Annotated in this window: 18 protein-coding genes; 12 read left to right on the top strand and 6 right to left on the bottom strand. The window is 25.8% G+C overall.

What is annotated here, in order from left to right; genetic code table 11:
- Positions 1–7 precede the first annotated feature (7 nt).
- The 3 genes from NG918_RS16345 to NG918_RS16335 all read right to left on the bottom strand — a co-directional run bounded on the left by NG918_RS16345 (position 8) and on the right by NG918_RS16335 (position 1,671).
- Positions 8–784, bottom strand: coding sequence for a putative ABC transporter permease (locus tag NG918_RS16345; RefSeq protein WP_252227113.1), 777 nt, complete (start codon positions 782–784; stop codon positions 8–10).
- Between the two features lie 140 nt (positions 785–924).
- Positions 925–1,125: a DUF378 domain-containing protein gene (locus NG918_RS16340; protein WP_252213139.1), complete on the bottom strand. Its 201-nt coding sequence runs from the start codon at positions 1,123–1,125 to the stop codon at positions 925–927.
- A gap of 78 nt (positions 1,126–1,203) precedes the next feature.
- Entirely contained in the window at positions 1,204–1,671 is a 468-nt protein-coding gene (locus NG918_RS16335; RefSeq protein ID WP_003370983.1) for an Lrp/AsnC ligand binding domain-containing protein, read from the bottom strand.
- Positions 1,672–1,901: 230 nt separating this feature from the next.
- Here NG918_RS16335 and NG918_RS16330 point away from each other — a divergent pair, with 230 nt between their 5' ends.
- Positions 1,902–2,240, top strand: a complete 339-nt coding sequence (locus tag NG918_RS16330; RefSeq protein WP_252213140.1) for a hypothetical protein — start codon at positions 1,902–1,904, stop codon at positions 2,238–2,240.
- A gap of 448 nt (positions 2,241–2,688) precedes the next feature.
- Complete coding sequence (locus tag NG918_RS16325) at positions 2,689–3,381, top strand: Fic family protein (protein WP_252227111.1); 693 nt, start codon at positions 2,689–2,691, stop codon at positions 3,379–3,381.
- A 260-nt stretch (positions 3,382–3,641) separates the two neighbouring features.
- On the opposite strand, the gene NG918_RS16320 is transcribed toward NG918_RS16325, so the two are convergent.
- Positions 3,642–4,637 carry a CehA/McbA family metallohydrolase domain-containing protein gene (locus tag NG918_RS16320; protein WP_252227109.1) on the bottom strand — a complete coding sequence of 332 codons (996 nt, stop codon included), beginning with the start codon at positions 4,635–4,637 and terminating at the stop codon, positions 3,642–3,644.
- 141 nt (positions 4,638–4,778) lie between these two features.
- Here NG918_RS16320 and NG918_RS16315 point away from each other — a divergent pair, with 141 nt between their 5' ends.
- Both NG918_RS16315 and NG918_RS16310 read left to right on the top strand, forming a co-directional pair.
- Positions 4,779–5,288, top strand: a complete 510-nt coding sequence (locus tag NG918_RS16315; protein WP_252227106.1) for a gamma carbonic anhydrase family protein — start codon at positions 4,779–4,781, stop codon at positions 5,286–5,288.
- 23 nt (positions 5,289–5,311) lie between these two features.
- Positions 5,312–6,148, top strand: coding sequence for a CvfB family protein (locus tag NG918_RS16310; RefSeq protein ID WP_252213143.1), 837 nt, complete (start codon positions 5,312–5,314; stop codon positions 6,146–6,148).
- 152 nt (positions 6,149–6,300) lie between these two features.
- On the opposite strand, the gene NG918_RS16305 is transcribed toward NG918_RS16310, so the two are convergent.
- Together NG918_RS16305 and NG918_RS16300 are read right to left on the bottom strand one after the other, a co-directional pair.
- Complete coding sequence (locus tag NG918_RS16305; protein ID WP_252227104.1) at positions 6,301–7,704, bottom strand: spore germination protein; 1,404 nt, start codon at positions 7,702–7,704, stop codon at positions 6,301–6,303.
- Positions 7,705–7,907: 203 nt separating this feature from the next.
- Complete coding sequence (locus tag NG918_RS16300; RefSeq protein ID WP_252213145.1) at positions 7,908–8,207, bottom strand: hypothetical protein; 300 nt, start codon at positions 8,205–8,207, stop codon at positions 7,908–7,910.
- A 171-nt stretch (positions 8,208–8,378) separates the two neighbouring features.
- On the opposite strand from NG918_RS16300, the gene NG918_RS16295 reads away from it, so the two are divergent.
- The 8 genes from NG918_RS16295 (at position 8,379) to NG918_RS16260 (ending at position 17,308) form a co-directional block, all read left to right on the top strand.
- Positions 8,379–8,798: a YaaR family protein gene (locus NG918_RS16295; RefSeq protein ID WP_252213146.1), complete on the top strand. Its 420-nt coding sequence runs from the start codon at positions 8,379–8,381 to the stop codon at positions 8,796–8,798.
- A 329-nt stretch (positions 8,799–9,127) separates the two neighbouring features.
- Entirely contained in the window at positions 9,128–10,108 is a 981-nt protein-coding gene (locus NG918_RS16290; RefSeq protein ID WP_252227101.1) for an ABC transporter substrate-binding protein, read from the top strand.
- A complete protein-coding gene (locus NG918_RS16285; RefSeq protein ID WP_252213148.1) occupies positions 10,083–10,853 on the top strand; it encodes an ABC transporter permease in 771 nt (256 codons plus the stop codon). The genes NG918_RS16290 and NG918_RS16285 overlap by 26 nt, the downstream gene beginning before the upstream one ends.
- Positions 10,837–11,508 (top strand): ABC transporter ATP-binding protein, encoded by a 672-nt coding sequence (locus tag NG918_RS16280; protein WP_252227099.1) that lies wholly within the window; start codon positions 10,837–10,839, stop codon positions 11,506–11,508. The genes NG918_RS16285 and NG918_RS16280 overlap by 17 nt, the downstream gene beginning before the upstream one ends.
- Positions 11,509–11,748: 240 nt before the next feature.
- Positions 11,749–13,455 carry an ABC transporter ATP-binding protein gene (locus tag NG918_RS16275; RefSeq protein ID WP_252213150.1) on the top strand — a complete coding sequence of 569 codons (1,707 nt, stop codon included), beginning with the start codon at positions 11,749–11,751 and terminating at the stop codon, positions 13,453–13,455.
- Between the two features lie 302 nt (positions 13,456–13,757).
- The gene (gene trxA / locus NG918_RS16270; RefSeq protein WP_252213151.1) at positions 13,758–14,072 is read left to right on the top strand and encodes a thioredoxin; all 315 of its coding nucleotides are present in this window, start codon (positions 13,758–13,760) and stop codon (positions 14,070–14,072) included.
- 17 nt (positions 14,073–14,089) lie between these two features.
- On the top strand, positions 14,090–14,950 hold the full coding sequence (locus tag NG918_RS16265) for an NAD(P)/FAD-dependent oxidoreductase (RefSeq protein WP_252227096.1): 861 nt from the start codon (positions 14,090–14,092) through the stop codon (positions 14,948–14,950).
- Between the two features lie 366 nt (positions 14,951–15,316).
- Entirely contained in the window at positions 15,317–17,308 is a 1,992-nt protein-coding gene (locus NG918_RS16260; RefSeq protein WP_252213153.1) for a fructose-1,6-bisphosphatase, read from the top strand.
- Position 17,309: the final 1 nt, after the last annotated feature.

Below are 17,309 nucleotides of genomic sequence, written 5' to 3'. Positions count from 1 at the left end.
AAAGATACTAAAAAAAGATTAAAAAATCTTTTTTTAGTATCTTTTCTTTTAATGGTTTAAGTATTGAATCAAATGATTTTGAAGAAACATTAGGGAATGATTTTATTAATCTTATATGATTTAATTTTAATATAAATTTTGTAAATTTAGCTTCTAAAGTTTTTGACTTATTACTAGCTTTCTTTTTGGTAAAAGCTATAAATTCAACACATTTTTCGAATAAACCACTTTTATCTGTTTGAAGTTTAATCAAAAGATTTTTAAAATCAACCAAAGAATTAACAGTTAGAACAAAATCAATTAAAAAATAAATTACTATAATGTAAAAAACATATGTTTCAATAGTTGTAGGCAATTTATCAATCAAATATTTAATCACAGGGTGAAGCAATTTTATAACTATTACAGAAGCCGCCCCCCATAATAATGAAAATTCAAGACATATCCTTCCATGAAGATTAAAGGCATCATCAGTATAATCCCACCACTTGGATTTAAAAACCTTTTCTAAAATGAAACCTGTTAAATATTCTATAAGCGATGTTAGCAATGTGGCAAAAATAAATAATAACAATAAGTTATTTGTAAAATTATGTAATGAAACTAACATAAAAACAATTCCAAAACCATAGATAGGGCAAAAAGGACCATATAAAAAGCCTCGGTTTATAAAGTAATTATTATTTTTATATGCATAGATTACTTCAACACACCATCCTAAAAAAGAATATATCATAAAAAAGTAAATTAAGTCATATAAGCTAAAACTATTTAATATATACATAGTACCTCCTAACATAATATTTAAATTATAGTATATAATCTAGAATTTATATACTATAAAAAGATTAATTTTACATTAATTTTTTTATAGTATAAAAATTAAGCATCAATTTCAAGAAAGAAATGATGCTTAAAATTAATTTATGCTATGGTTCTTTCTTTTGTGAAAAAAGAAAGCGAGTATATCTCAGCCATTCTAATTAAAGAATAAATTATTTTACCAAAAATTATATAACATCCCAATAGTATTGCTACTATATTTATTTGAAAAAATCCAATCAAACCCCAATTAATAGCACTTATAACAACTGAAATAAGTGCAATGTAATCAAATGCTTTCATAAAATCATACTTCTAGCAGTTCTTTCAATAACAGTATTTACTTAAAAGTGTGTTTTTATTACTTTAAAATAAAAATAATTATAAAGATATATTTCTGTCTATTGGTTGTGATAATGATATAAATGTATCAGTTCTTGAAATTCCATCTATATTATTAATCTTATTAAGTAAAAGATCCTGTAAATCAGAAATATTAGTACAAACTACTTTAGCAAACATTGAATAGTTTCCAGTAGTTAAGTGAAGCTCAACGACTTCTTTTATTTTAGCCATTTCTTCAAATACAGAAGTAAAGCAAGATGCTTTATCTACATATATTCCAACAAAACAACAAACATCATAACCTAGTTTAGGTAGATTTAGAAGAATTCTAGTACCTCTAATTATACCTAAATCCTCCATTTTTTTCATTCTTACGTGGATTGTTCCTCCACTAACATGACAAATTCTTGCTATTTCTAAATAAGGGGTTCGACAATCTTTTATTAATAAATCTAAAATCTGTAAGTCTAATTCATCTAAATGTGCATTTGCAACTAGTTTCATATTATCACCTCTTAATAATCATAAAATCTAAATTTAATTTTATCAAATATTGGAGGATTATAAAAGTAAAAATCAATAAATTTATTAATTATTTTCAAAAATTTTATTAAAGTAATAATTTGTATTATAATAAAATTTTCATAAAAATAAAAAAATATGAGTAAAGCTTGATTATATATATAATATCTAATAAACTATTTAATATACACATTTAAGGAGGAATGACATATATGGGTAGTGTTATTATGACGATTCTTACTTTTATAGGAGTTTTAGCATTTACACTTTTACTTTATTGGATTTGCAGAAAGTATATATTTAAAAAAGTGAGAGTAAACAAATGGGTGCCTCTTTCTATAGCAATTGTATTATTTTTAGTTCAAATGTTTTTGACAACTACAAAAAAAGTAGTTCCAGTACAAATGTTATTATCAGTTTTATCTGTATTATTTTTCTTATGGTTTATGGATATACTTCAAACTGGCGGACCTAAAAAGTTAGAAAAGAAAATAGTTATAAAACCAAAAGCAAAACCTAATAGAGTAAAACATAAAGATAATGGAAAATAAAATAAATTCAGACTTTATACGTTTAATCTGAATTTAAAAGGGGCTGTTACACTATAAAATGTTTTCTATGATTAAAGACATTTTGATTAGTGCTATGGCTCCTTTTAATATATAAGTATTTTTAGATAAGTTGATTTTGCATAATATAAGTTTATATTTGATAATAATTAAAGTAAATTTAGAAAGTGAATTTTAATAATTTTTAAGAGGATTAGAAGACATTAAAATGGGTGATACATCTAAAAAGTATTATTATGAAGCATTCAATATTGCTAAGTAAGATAAAGGGATAGATATTAATTATGTCAATAACCTATAAAAAATGTCCAAAGTGTAATGTCTGATTTTGTTAAAAGAAAGTTTGAATAATTGATAATTAAGAATGTGAGATTTAGTTATAACTTAAAGATATAGAATAATTTTCAAGTATAAAAGAGGAGATATAAACATGCTGTTTGAAAGAACAAAATTTTATGAAGATTTTAGTCCAGCTTTAGATAAAAGTAAATTAATAATATTAACTAAAAAGTTATTACCGGATATGGTTTTTAATATGGCTAGTTTAGAGGGAAACCCTTTTACATATCCAGAAGTACAAACTCTTTTAGAAGGAATAACTATTGGTGGTCATAAATTAAGTGATGAGCAACAAGTTTTAAGAATAAGAGATGGATGGAATTTCATTTTTGAGAGTGTTAATAAAGATAAAATAAATATAAGAAAAGAGTTATTTGATTCTTTAAATGGAATTGTAGCTAAGGATGAAGCTTTGATAAGTGGAAGCTTTAGAACTGGGCAGGTTAGAATTGGGGGTACAGACTTTATTCCGCCAAAAGCAGAAGAGTTAGAAAATATTTTTTATAAGGAATTACCAATATTAATAGAAAGAAGTCAAAGTAGCTTTGATTTAGCTTTTGATATATTTCTTTGGGGTGCTTTAAATCAGTTTTATTATGATGGAAATAAAAGAACATCGAGACTTGTATCAAATTTAATCTTAATATTTAATGGTCAAGGTGTATTTAATGTTAAAGTAAAAAACAGATTAGAATTTAATACGTTGATGGTTGATTTTTATAATAATCATGATGGGGATAAGATTTTTGAATTTTTTTATGATTATTGTTTAGAAAGATATTAAATGTAAACAAGGAATCAATAAAAAAATTGTTTATTAGAGTAAAGAATGAATGATGCTTTATTTATAGGATTTACAGGTACACCAATAGAGCTAGAAGATAAATGTTCAAAATTTCTAAGGGGGCAAAACACCACCTTAGAAATTTTTTAATTGTACAGGAATTTTATAATATATACTTTAGAAAGTCTTTAATACTTTAAACCAAAGCCACCGCATTTACAAATTAAAAATTTATGTTCATCTAAAGAAGAATTTCTAAATTAAACCCGGAAAATAGGTGAACTTATTCCTACCTTACCATTTTCTAATATAGTTTTTATAACATACCACTTTTCATTATTTTCAGCTTTATGCCTGTAAATGTATTTTATACGATTTAAATTTAAATCAGGTATTTTTTTTATTATTGTACCTGAAAAAGAAATTATATTTATCTCCTTAATTTTATAATTGTTATCTTGAATAAATATATAAAATTCTAGTTCATTATCATCTAAAGGGATAGTTTCACCCATAAAAGCATTATTTATAGTAAAGTACATAACTAAAGATTTAGATTCAGTTGAATAAGTATGTCGACTTCTAAATGCAGTTATTAAGGAGTCTAAAGTAAGTTCATTAGAAATTATGCATGTTAAATTTTCATCATCACCAAAATTCATTCTATGATTATCTTGAGAGTTTATAGCACCAAGTTGCCAACCCTTATCTAATAAATTGTAATAATACTTATCATATCTAGAATATTTATTTGGAGCAGAACCATTACCAACCTCAATAGATGTTATTAGTTTATTTAATAAAGGGCTATACTCTAAGTAATTTATGTTTTTATGGGGATGATTAAGGCTTATAAAGGCGTTTGGATTATTAAACATCCATAATATTAATAATTTAAGATTACTAACTATACCAGTAAAAAATCTATTAGAATTCACTACATTTATATCTCCAAATCCACTAGTTTTACTTTCAAATCCTATTACTGGTAGGAAGTTATCATGTTTTCTTCTATATTTTATTCTTAAGTATTTTAAAGCTTCCCATTTACTTAATTCATTTCCGTTCATTCTAACAGATTTAATAAGATAATTATTATGATCTGTTAAAATCAAAAAATCTAATCCGTTATGTCGAGCATAATCAAATGCTTCAGTTGGGGTACCTCTTCCAGTAGAAAAGCCACAATGAGCATGAGGAATGCCATAGTAAAATTTTAAGTTTTTAAAGTTAATTTGTGTTTTTTTCTTAGTCAAATTATCCTACCTATAAAATTGCTTACAGTATATAATATATCTTCTGCGGTAAAATAATGACAATAACTAAATGTAATGATAAAATAAGTTTAGATATCTTAGCTAAATTTAATTATAAAAAAGAAGAAAGTGGGAAAAATAATGGTAAAGAATTTTTTAAATAATATTCCTAATATATCAGAAGGTGTTTACATATCTGAAACATCTGTTATTATTGGAGATGTCGTTATTAAAGAAAATTCTAACATATGGTTTGGTGCTGTACTTAGAGGTGATGAACAATCAATATCTATAGGATGCGAAACTAATATACAAGAAAATGTTGTTATTCATGGAGATGGTGAAAATAAAGTGACCATAGGAAACGGAGTTACTATTGGTCATGGAGCTATAATTCATGGATGTACAATAGAAGATAATGCATTGATCGGTATGGGAGCTATAATATTAAATGGAGCTAAAATAAGTAAAAATTCTGTTGTTGCTGCTGGAAGCTTAGTAACTCAAAATAAAGAGTTTGAAGACGGATCATTAATACTTGGAAATCCTGCAAAAGTTATAAGAAGATTAACACAGGAAGAAATTCAAGCTAATAAAGAAAGCTCTTTAACTTATGTTAATTTAGCTAAGAAGATGGCAGACAGTAATTAATAAGGTAATAAATTGGAGGAAATATGATACTAATAGGTGAATATAATAATTTTAAGGTAAGTAAAAAAGTTGATTTTGGATATTACTTAGAAAATGATATGGGTGAAGAAGTGTTATTACCAAATTCATCTTTAAATGAAAACAAAATAGAAGTTGGCGATAAAGTAGAGGCTTTTGTTTATAGGGATTCAAAGGATAGAGTAATATCAACATTAAAAACTCCAAGTTTAACAGTTGGAAAAGTAGGTTACTTAGAAGTAGTTGGTCAAAGTGGGATAGGAGCATTTGCGGATTTTGGTCTTGAAAGAGATGCATTTATACCAATTAAAGAGCAAATATATAAATTAAAAACAGGAGAAAAGTATTTATTTTATATGTACTTAGATAAAACGGATAGAATAGCTCTTACAACTAGAGTTGATAACTATTTAGAATTTGCATCACCTGAAGAATTTAAAACTTCAGATGAAATTGAAGCGATAGTGTATGAAAGTGGTTATAATGGAACTTTAAAAGTTGCAATAAATAGAAAGTACAAAGGAATAATATTAGGTAATGAACATTTTGACTATTTATATCCAGGTCAAGCAGTAAATGCAAGAGTTAAGAGAATATATGAAGATGGAGTAATTGGTATTACAACAAGAAAAACAAGATTAAATGAAAGAGATGTACTATCAAAAGACATACTTCAATACTTAAGAGAAAATGGAGGATTTATGCCATTCAATGACAAGTCTTCTCCAGAAGATATAAAAAGAACATTTAATACTAGTAAGAACTATTTTAAAATAGCACTTGGTGGATTAATGAAACAAAAGTTAATAGCTCAAGACAAAGAAGGAACAAGATTATTATAATAAATATTAAAACTATATTTTAGAGATATGATTATTACATAAGATTTTATATAAAAAGATATGCCGTTTAATTAATAGCATATCTTTTTATAATGCTGTGTTTTAGAAATGTTTTGATATATACATAAATAAAGTAGATTAAGTAATTGAATTTATTTAATTCTTGTTCTAAATAATAGATTTTTTAATTTGCTCCAATTAAAAGGAACTAAAGGATAAAAATAACGATCATTTGTAATTGTTTTAGTAGAATACATAATAAATACTATTAATAGTAGTCCTACTATAAATCCCCAATAACCTAAAATTGCACTTAAGATTAATAACAATACTCTCATAAACTTTAAAGCATAGCCTAACTCTATACTAGACTGCTCAAAACTAGCTAAAGCAACTATTGACATGTATAATATGGATTGAGGTATAAACCAACCAGTAGTTACGGTATATTCTCCTAATATTAATCCGCCAATAACGGACAAAGACATTCCAAGAGAATTAGGGGTATTTAAAGATGCTAATTTTAATCCATCAATAGCTACTTCTAATATTAAAAATTGCCAGAAAATAGGTATAGAGTAACTGTCTTTTGGAAATAAAAAATTAAATTCAGCTGGCAAAGTTATATTTCCATTAATAAAAAGTAAGTAAAGTGGAGTTAAAACAATTGTTGATATAGTTATAATATTTCTAATTATTCTTAAATAATTACCTGTAAATACCGGAAAATAATAATCATCTACATCTTGTAGAAAGTCGAAAATAGAAGTTGGTAAAATCATAGCAGTAGGAGAATTATCTACTAAAATAATTATATTTCCTTCAGTTAAATGAGAGGATGCAACATCGGGTCTTTCTGTATATCTAACTTTAGGGAATGGATTAAGATAATTACGGTTACTTAAGGTTTCAACTAAACTTTGATCTCCTAATGTAAGGGTATCAACATTTATTTTTTTAATCTTTTCTAATACTATATCTAAGCTACGTTTATCAACAATACCATCCATATAAGCTATACATACATCAGTTTTTGAAATTTTACCTATAGTATGCATATCAAAAATTAATCTAGAATCACGTATTCTTCTACGAATTAAAGCTGTATTAAAAACTATTGTTTCAACAAAACCATCTCGTGCGCCTCTTAAAGTTTTTTCTTTTTCAGGTTCTGCAAGTCCACGTACCGGATAGGTACGCATATCTAGAATTATGCACTTATCATATCCATCAATAAACATTGAGGTTTGCCCACAAAGCACAGCATCAATTATTTTATCCAAATCAACTTCTTCAGAAACTTCTATATAAGGAATGGCATTATCTATAAATTCACTTGGTGTTTTATAAGAGTTCATTACTTCAGGCTTTATTGTAAAAAATCCATTCATTATTCGTTCCATAACGTCATCCTTAGTAAATCCATCTATATAAAACATAGTTGTTTTCTTATTACCTATTATTATATTCCTTTGAATAATATCAAAGCTCTCTTTAACTTTGAGTTTCGATTTTATTAAAGAAATATTATTATCAAAACCTGATGTGATTTTCAAAAAACTACACCTCTTTCATATTTTTTGTTATATGTTTATGAAAATATTATGTGATTTACAAGAAAATTTATGCAAAATATATTTAATAGACTAAGTGGATTTTTTTGCCTGTGATCTGGATAATATAATATCAATACTGCCATAAAACAGAATGTAAATTACAAAAAAATAAGGCTCTGTTAAAACAGAGCCGAAAATAAAAATTAGTATTTAAATTTAATAGAAATTTCTTTAATTTCACCTTTAGAATTTTTTCTTATATTAAATTGTTTTATATCAGAAAAATCATTGTCTAATTGATAAGATAATTCATTAATAGTAGCTTTGGTCTTTTTAGCTAATTCACCATCTTGAATTACTCTAAATCTAGATTTCTTACAAGTTATTTCTTCACTTTTGTCACTAATTACAACAAAATACTCAGGTGCTTCCTCAATAACTAAGTAATCTTTGCTTAAACTTAAATCATCACATAAACTATTATCTATACATTTAACTATCATTTAAAAGTCCTCCTAATATTAAAATTATAACTCAATAGTAGTATAAAATTTTCATAATTTATACTAGAAAAAATCATGAAAAAAGTAATTAAAAATAGTAAAAAATTATAATTTATAGAGAAGTGATACTTTTTTTGATATAATTATTATGAAAGAAAGGATTGATCAGTAATGGAAATTGGAAGAGTACGAAGCGGAAATGTGTCAACTGAAAGAAAAATTGTATCAGAAAAAAAAGATTTTTCTCAAAGCTTTAATCATGCCAGAGAAAGAAAGTCAGAAGAACAACTTCGTAAATTAATGGATGACATCAAAAAAAGAGGAAACAAGCTTGTATTAACTAAAACATATGTTGATGTTGTTATGTATAAAAAGATGATAAAAGAATATTTAGAATCAATATTAAAGTTTATGTATGATACAAAGAAAGATATTAGTTTTTGGCAAACTCAATATTTTGTTACTGTTGATACTATAGATGAAAAGTTAGAAGAACTGACAAATATGTTACTATCTGAAGAAAAGGAAAACTTGAATTTAGCAGCAACTATAGATGAAATTCAAGGATTAATAGTAGATATATATAGATAGAATACATAAAGGTTTAATGCTAAAGTATGAGTATTTAGTATTAAACCTTATTTATGTATAGAATTCCTAAGGCACATGAAAATAAATAATAATCCCAAAGTTGCAATGGAAAATAGGCGGGCAAATGGACTTGTTATTTTTTCGAGTGTGCCTAAAGTTAAATATTAGTTGAGAACTGATAGTGAAAAGTTGAGAGCCAAGGAAAAAAACAAAGTAAACTAAGAGTTAATTACATTTTAAAATTAAATTATGGATATACTTAATTTGGAGGTTTGTTATAATTATTGTGTTATGATAATTATAGTAAAAATTAAGGAAGGTGGATTTTAATGAAGAGATTATCAATATTTTTAATACCTATTATATCAATATTTATGTTTATAGGGTGTGGAGAAAATAAAACTGCAACTATAGATGAAGTTAAGGAAATTAATTTTGTAGTTCCAGATGGACTTCCAGCAATATCTATAGCTAAAATGATAAAGGAAAAACCAGAATTTCAAAAAGGATATAATGTTAATTATAACATTGAAAAAGTATCAGATAATGTTGTTACATCTATAATGAAAAGTGAAGCTGATATAGCCATAGTACCATCCAATGTACCTGCTATATCATATAATAAAAATGGTGATTACAAAATAGCTGGAACAGTAGGCTGGGGATCTTTTTATATAGTTTCTACTGATAATTCTCAAAATATATATGACTTAAAAGGTAAGGAAATTTATAATATTGGAAAGGGATTAACTCCAGATATTATAACAAAAGCTATTTTAAAAAATAACAATATAGATCCAGATAAAGATGTGAACCTTAGCTATGTTGGAGGAGTTACAGAAATAGCACCAGTAATTTTATCAGGAAAAGCTAATTATGCAGTATTACCAGAACCAGCGTTATCTACTGTATTAAGCAAAAAAGATAATCTAAATATACTTCTGGATTTAAATGAAGAATGGAAAAAAGAAAATGATTCAAAATATGGTTACCCTCAAGCGACTATAATAATAAAAAAAGATTTAATAGAAAATGATAAAAAGCTAGTTGAAAATATTTTAAGAGAAATAGAAAATAGCACAATATGGGCATATAAAGACAAAGAAGCTTTAGGAGACTACTGTGAGGAAATAGGTGTATCAGCTAATAAAAATATAATAGTATCAGCCATGGAAAGGGCTAATATAAAATACGTTGATATAAAAGATTCTATTAGTGAATATAATACTTATTTTAAAAATTTATATGAATTTGACAACATAACGGTAGGAGGAAAGATACCAGATGAAGGAATATACATGGAAAAATAGAATATGTATTCTAGCATCATGTTTATTCTTTTTAATAGTATGGCAAGTTCTTGCAGTTATTATAAATAATGATATATATTTACCAAATATTCAGCAAGTAATAACTGAAATGATTAAAATTATAAGTAAAAATGATTTTAATTTAATATTTATTAGTAGTGTATATAGATCTGTGTTATGCTATATTTTAGCTATAATTTTAGCCATAATCTTAGGGGTGCTTACATTTATGTATCCCTTTTTTAAGTTTTTATTAGCTCCAATAAATTCTTTTGCTAAAACTATACCAACTATGGTATTAGTAGTGTTAGTATTGGTTTGGTTCAATAAAGATAAGGCCCCATTTATAGTAGGGTTTGCTATAACATTTCCAATATTATATGAAGGAATAGTTGGAAGTCTTAATAGTATAGATAAAAAAATAATAGATATGATGGATATATATGAAATATCTCTTATAGAAAAAATAAAAAAAATATATGTTCCAATTATAAAATTTCACTTAGCAAGTATATTGGTATCAACTTTCTCTTTGGCATTTAAAGTTGTTATCGCAGGAGAAGTACATGGACAACCTAGGTATGGAATAGGTTCTGCAATACAACTTGAAAAAGTGAATTTTAACACCAGTGGAATATTTGCATGGATAGTACTTATTGCGATATTATCACTAGCTTTTGAATTTATAAATAATTTGTTTAAAACTAGGATATATAGGTGGAAGAAAAATGAAAATAGAAATTAAAAATTTAAGTAAAGCCTATAATAATGAAATAGTTTTCGAAAGGTTTAATTTAACTTTAGAAAATAGCAAAGTAAATTGCATAGTCGGAAAATCAGGTTGTGGAAAAAGCACTTTGCTTAATATGTTAGCTGGAATTCTTAAATTTGATGATGGAGAGATTTCAGGAATATCAAAAAATGAAGTTAGTTACATATTTCAAGAAGATAGATTAGTAGAATGGCTTACAGTTGAAGAAAATTTAATTTTTGCCTTGAAAAAATATTATGATAAGTTAGAACTAAAAGAAAAAATAAAATATATTTTATCTTCATTAAGACTTGAAGATGTAAAAAATAAATATCCAGAAGAATTAAGTGGTGGAATGAAGCAGAGAGTAAATATAGCTAGAGCTTTTGGAAAACCATCTAAAATTATTTTAATGGACGAACCATTCAAATCTTTAGATTACACATTAAAATATAAAATAATTGATGAATTTAAAAATATTATGTTAAATGAGAGTAGAATAGTAGTACTAGTTACTCATGATGTTGATGAAGCTATATATTTTAATGGTAATATAATAGTTTTTGGAGAAAGACCTGTTAAGATTAAAGGCATGTTTAATGAAGATTTACAAGATTTTAAGAGTGATATTATTAATTTAATTAAGTAATAGCATATGTTTTAGTAGTGTGTTGATATATGCATAAGTAAAGCTGGACTAAGTAATTGAACTTAAGAACACTAAAATGAGTATAGTCCAATTTTAGCTTGCTCCAATGTAAAAATGAGACAAGCAGTAAATTTGACAATACTCATTAAGAGTTCTAAAAGTCCAATTACAATGCCACTTCACCTATTGCATATATCAACATCAATTTAAGACATGATCTAATAATAAAAGGAGGATTTTATGTTAAAAAAATTTATTAGTTTTTATAAACCATATAAGAAATTATTCTTTATGGATTTGATAGCAGCGTTTATAGCAGCGTTATGTGATTTAGTTTATCCAATGATGACAAGAACTCTAGTTAATGATTCTATTCCTAATAAAAATATAAGATTAATAGTAGTTTTTGCGGTAACATTATTAATTATATTTTTAGTTAAAGCATTATGTGGTTATTTCATGCAATATTGGGGACATGTTGTTGGAGTAAGAATGCAAGGTGATATGAGAAGAGATGTATTTAATCATCTTCAAAAATTACCTAATAAATATTTTGATAATAATAAGACCGGTGATATTATGTCAAGAATAATAAATGACTTGATGGAAATTTCAGAACTTGCCCATCATGGACCAGAAGATATATTTATATCAATAGTAATGCTTACAGGTTCATTTATTATATTATGCACAATTAATATTCCACTTACATTATTGATTTTTGCATTTATACCTTTTATTGTTTTATTTACTATGTATCAAAGAAAGAAAATGAATAAAGCGTTTCTAGATACAAAAGTAAAAACAGGTGCAATAAATGCAAGTCTTGAAAATAGTATTTCAGGAATAAGTATTTCTAAAGCTTTTGTTAGTCATGAAACAGAACAAGAAAAATTTGAAAAAGGAAACAAGAGATTTATCTTTGCAAGAGAAAAAGCATATAAAGTAATGGCTGAATACTTCTCAGGAGCAGGTTTTGGAATAGATATATTAAATTATGTAGGTTTAATAGGGGGAGGTCTATTTACTTTTAAGGGAATAATAGATATTGGAGATTTTATGGCATATATGTTATATATAAGACTATTTACAGATCCTATTAAGAAGTTAATTAATTTTATGGAACAATTCCAAAATGGTATAACTGGTTTCCAAAGATATATGGAAATTATGAATGAAGATCAAGAAAAGAATAAAAAAGATGCCATTGAATTACATGATGTAAAAGGAGATATAGAATTTAAGAATGTTAGTTTTAGCTATGAAGGAGAAAAAGTATTAGATGATTTTTCCATCGATATAGAAAGCGGAAAAATGTTGGCTTTAGTTGGACATTCTGGTGGAGGAAAAACAACAATTTGTAATTTGATTCCTAGATTTTATGATGTTATGAATGGCGATATACTAATAGATGGAAAAAGTATATATAATGTAACTTTAGATTCATTAAGAGAAAGCATAGGTATAGTACAACAAGAAGTATTTTTATTTACTGGTACTATAAGGGATAATATATTATATGGTAAAACTAATGCAAGCGAAGATGAAATTATAAAAGCGGCTAAAATGGCCAATATTCATGAATTTATTGAAAGCTTGCCAGAAGGATACGATACTTATATTGGAGAAAGAGGCGTAAAATTATCAGGTGGTCAAAAGCAACGTATCTCTATTGCTAGAGTATTTTTAAAGAATCCGTCTATTTTGATACTTGATGAAGCAACATCTGCCTTAGATAATACAACAGAGCATATAATCCAGGAATCCCTTAAGAAATTATGTGAGGGAAGGACAACTATAGTTGTAGCACATAGATTATCAACAATTCAAAATGCAGATGAAATAGTTGTTATTGGAAATAAGGGAATAATAGAAAAGGGAAGTCATAATGAATTAATGAAGTTAAATGGTGAGTATAGTAAATTACAGAAAATAGCTTCAATTTAAAACACAGCAAAATATATAAAGAATAATGAAAAAATTGGTAATTGTATTTAAAGTTCACGAAATTAAGTTGGTTTTGTGAACTTTTTTTATTTTTAGGAATAATAAAAAAAGTTATTTATGGGTAAATTAATATTATAAATTTAAGAAAGATTGTATCTTTTAACCATAACTGTTATGAACTTTTTCCATTTTTAATAAAAGAAAAGAGTAATCACTTTTTATATGAACAATATTAAAGTAACTGAATATTTTGATATAGAGAGTATTAAATTTAGTAGTGAAAATAATTGAGGAGGAAATTTATGATAAAGCACATTAATGATTCAAATTTTGAAAATGAAGTTTTAAATTGTAATGAATTAGTTTTGGTAGATTTTTGGGCAACTTGGTGTGGACCTTGTAGAATGTTATCTCCAGTATTGGAAGAATTAGAAGGGGAATTTGAAAATGTTAAATTTACTAAAATAGATATAGATGAAAATCCATTATCATCTAGAGTTAATGAAATTAGAAGTATTCCAACTATAAAATTATTTAAAAATGGCAAACCAATAGAAACATCAATAGGATTTTTACCTAAAGAAGCTTTATCAGACTTAATTAAAGATAATTTATAATTTAGGAGTTTAAATTTATGCAAGAACGATATGATATTGCAATAATAGGAAGTGGACCCGCAGGCCTTTCAGCAGCTCTAAACGCTAAAATAAGAAATAAGAAGTTTATTGTTTTTGGAAATAGTAATTTGAGTTCAAAATTAGAGAGAGCTCCTAAAATTAATAATTATTTAGGATTTTATGGCATAAGTGGTGAAGATTTAAAAGAAAAATTTTTAAATCATATAAATGCTATGGAAATAGATATAAAAAATGAACGAATAAATAATATTTATGCTATGGGACAATACTTTACATTAATAGGGAATGAAGAAATATATGAATCTAATAGTGTAATAATAGCAACAGGTGTAGAGTATACTAAGGCATTAGATGGAGAAGAAGAATTTCTAGGAAGAGGTGTAGGATATTGTGCTACATGTGATGCACCATTATATAAAGATAAAATAGTATCTATAATATCATATAATAAGGATGGAGAAAAAGATGCTAACTATGTTAGTGAGTTAGCAAAAACAGTTTATTATATACCTATGTATAGAGGTGAATATGATATCAATGATAAAATTACTATAATAGAAGATAAGCCAGTAAAAATTATAGGAGAGGAAAAGGTAGAAAGATTAATCTTAAAAGAAAATAATTTAATAACTGAAGGAGTTTTTTTGCTTAAAAACTTTATATCTCCTAAAGAATTAGTACCTGGTTTAAATATAGTAAATGGTCATGTTGAAGTTAAAAGAAATATGGAAACCAATATAAAAGGATGTTTTGCAGCAGGAGATTGTACTGGAAAACCATATCAATATATTAAAGCAGCTGGAGAAGGGAATATTGCAGTATTAAGTGCTGTTGCATACTTAGATTCATTAAAATAAATTAATATATATATTCAATATAGAACCTTATAAATAAAACGCATTTTAAAATATTTAAAACATTTTAAAATGCGTTTTTGTCATATAGATATTTAGAAGTTTATATAATTAGGAAGTTAATAAAATTAAGTTTCTAATATTTTTTAGTTATTTTTATAAAAACACATTAGTGTATACTAATTATTGAATAAGTCATAAATATGAGTAATTAAATTTATTTTATTAGAAAAAAGTATAGCATAAAACCAATAAATAAAAAATGTTTAGAAATTTATTCGTAGACAAAATTTGTATAAAATGGTTTAATGTTTTATATGAGGGGATTTTAAATATATAGTAATTATAACAATATATTTTATGTGAATTATGGAGGTTAAAATGAATAATAATGAGCAGGAAGACAGTAAAAAACTAAAGTATTTTAGATTGTTAGCTAAGCAATATCCTAACATTGCTTTAGCATCTACAGAAATTATAAATTTAGAAGCAATTCTTAATTTACCCAAAGGTACAGAACATTTTTTAAGTGACATACATGGTGAATATGAGCCTTTTGTACATGTATTAAGAAATGGATCTGGAGTTGTAAAAAGAAAGATAGAAGATCTTTTTGGTAAATCTTTATTAGAAAGTGATATAAAAAGTTTAGCAACTTTAATATATTATCCAGAACAAAAATTAGATATTGTTTTAAAAGAAGAACGAAATATAGATGATTGGTATAAAATAACTTTAAATAGGCTTATAGAAATATGCAGATTTTGTTCATCTAAATATACGAGATCAAAAGTAAGAAAAGCACTTCCATCTGATTTCGCTTATATAATAGAGGAGTTATTGCATGAACAATTTAATGGAATAGATAAACAAGAGTATTATGATAGGATAATAACCACTATTATAGATATAGGAAGAGCAAAAGAATTTATAATTGCATTATCTAAGTTAATACAAAGAATGATTATAGATAGACTTCACATAATAGGAGATATATATGATAGAGGACCAAGACCAGATATTATAATAGATACTCTTATGGAATATCATTCAGTGGATATTCAATGGGGTAACCATGATATGCTTTGGATGGGAGCAGCAGCAGGAGTAAGAACTTGTGTTGCTAATGTTTTAAGAATATCTACACGATATGCAAATCTAGATTTGGTTGAAGAAATTTATGGAATAAATCTTTTACCTTTAGCGACCTTTGCATTAAAGTATTATAAAGATGATCCATGTGAATCATTTATTCCAAAAGTAAAGAAAGATGACCCATCTGCAAGTCAAGAAGTAGATTTAGTATCTAAAATGCATAAAGCTATAACAATATTACAGTTTAAATTAGAAAAGGAAATAATAGATAGAAGACCTGAATTTGAATTAGAAGGAAGATTGTTATTAGATAAAATAGATTATGAAAAAGGGACTATAATATTAAACGGAACTGAATACACATTAAATGATAATAATTTTCCAACAATAGATCCTAAAGATCCATATAAACTTACAGATGAGGAATCAGTGCTTATAGATAAACTTGTCTATTCTTTTGTAAATAGTGATAAATTACAAAAACATGTTAGATTTTTATTTTCTAAAGGAAATATGTATTTAAAATTTAATTCTAATTTATTATTTCATGGATGTATACCTTTAGATGATGAAGGAAATTTAAAAAGTATGTGCATACAAGGCGAAGAATATAAAAGTAAAAGATTATTAGAAAAATTTGATTCTTTATCTAGAGAAGGTTACTTTGAAAAAGTTGGTAGTGAAGAAAAGACTTATGGAATGGATATAATGTGGTATTTATGGACAGGCCCGGTATCACCTTTATTTGGTAAAAAACAAATGGCTACATTTGAAAGATATTTCATAGATGACGAAATATCTCATATAGAAAAGAAGACAGGATATTATAAATTAAGAGATCGAGAGGAAATGTGTGATATGATACTTAGAGAATTTGGATTAGACCCCAATGAATCTAGAATTATAAATGGACATGTGCCAGTAAAAAAGAAAAATGGAGAAAGTCCAATAAAGGCTAATGGTAAAATGATAGTTATTGATGGCGGTTTTTCTAAGGCATATCAAAAGCAAACGGGTATTGCAGGATATACTTTAATATATAATTCTTATGGATTACAATTAGTTTCACATGAACACTTCTCATCTACAGAAGAATCTATAATGAAAGAAAAAGATATTTTATCTACAACTCTTGTAGTAGAGCAAAAACTTAAACGAAAAACAGTAGAAGATACGGATATAGGTAGGGAATTACAAGCTCAAATTAAGGATTTGAAGGAATTATTATTAATATATAGAAAAGGAATAATAAAAGAAATAAGATAAG

Origin of the sequence: Clostridium sp. ZBS2, assembly GCF_023845855.1 — a bacterium.
GTDB classification, from domain to species: domain Bacteria; phylum Bacillota; class Clostridia; order Clostridiales; family Clostridiaceae; genus Clostridium; species Clostridium aquiflavi.
The sequence above is the reverse complement of the archived record's forward strand: the minus strand, read 5'-3'. Positions and strand labels throughout refer to the sequence as shown.